General features: G+C 71.6%; 1 protein-coding gene. It reads left to right on the plus strand.

The window, feature by feature from the left end; all coding sequences use genetic code 11:
- The coding region (gene glyA, locus AQJ64_RS44855) for a serine hydroxymethyltransferase (protein WP_063808110.1) at nt 1–1,181 on the plus strand (1,181 nt) is incomplete at both ends.

Below are 1,181 nucleotides of genomic sequence, written 5' to 3' on the forward strand. Positions count from 1 at the left end.
TGCACGAGCTCGACCCGGAGATCGCGGCCGCGGTCGACGCCGAGCTGAACCGCCAGCAGTCCACGCTCGAGATGATCGCCTCGGAGAACTTCGCTCCGCTCGCGGTCATGGAGGCGCAGGGCTCGGTCCTGACCAACAAGTACGCCGAGGGCTACCCGGGCCGCCGCTACTACGGCGGCTGCGAGCACGTGGACGTGGCCGAGCAGATCGCGATCGACCGGATCAAGGACCTGTTCGGCGCGGAGTACGCCAACGTCCAGCCGCACTCGGGTGCCTCCGCCAACCAGGCCGCGCTGTTCGCGCTGGCCCAGCCCGGCGACACCATCCTCGGCCTGGACCTGGCCCACGGCGGCCACCTCACCCACGGCATGCGGCTGAACTTCTCCGGCAAGCAGTTCGACGTGGTCGCCTACCACGTGGACGCCGGGACCGGGCTGGTCGACATGGCCGAGGTGGAGAAGCTGGCCCTGGAGCACCGCCCGAAGGTGATCATCGCGGGCTGGTCGGCGTATCCGCGGCAGCTGGACTTCGCCGAGTTCCGGCGGATCGCGGACGCCGCCGGGGCCCACCTGTGGGTGGACATGGCGCACTTCGCCGGCCTGGTCGCCGCCGGGCTGCACCCCAACCCCGTCCCGTACGCGGACGTGGTCACCTCCACCACCCACAAGACCCTCGGCGGCCCGCGCGGCGGGATCATCCTGGCGAGGAAGGAGTTCGCGAAGAAGCTGAACTCCTCCGTCTTCCCCGGCTTCCAGGGCGGCCCCCTGGAGCACGTGATCGCCGCCAAGGCGGTCTCCTTCAAGGTCGCCGCCTCACCGGAGTTCAAGGAGCGCCAGCAGCGCACGGTCGACGGCGCGCGCATCCTGGCCGAGCGCCTCACGGCCCCGGACGCCCGGGAGGCCGGCATCGACGTGCTCTCCGGCGGCACCGACGTGCACCTGATCCTGGTCGACCTGCGCGCCTCCGAGCTGGACGGGCAGCAGGCCGAGGACCGGCTCCACGAGGTCGGCATCACGGTCAACCGCAACGCCGTCCCCAACGACCCGCGCCCGCCGATGGTCACCTCCGGCCTGCGCATCGGCACCCCGGCCCTCGCCACCCGCGGCTTCACCGCCGAGGACTTCACCGAGGTCGCCGACGTCATCGCCCAGGCCCTCAAGCCGTCCTGCGACACGGACTCG

Source organism: Streptomyces griseoruber (genome assembly GCF_001514205.1).
Taxonomy (GTDB): domain Bacteria; phylum Actinomycetota; class Actinomycetes; order Streptomycetales; family Streptomycetaceae; genus Streptomyces; species Streptomyces griseoruber.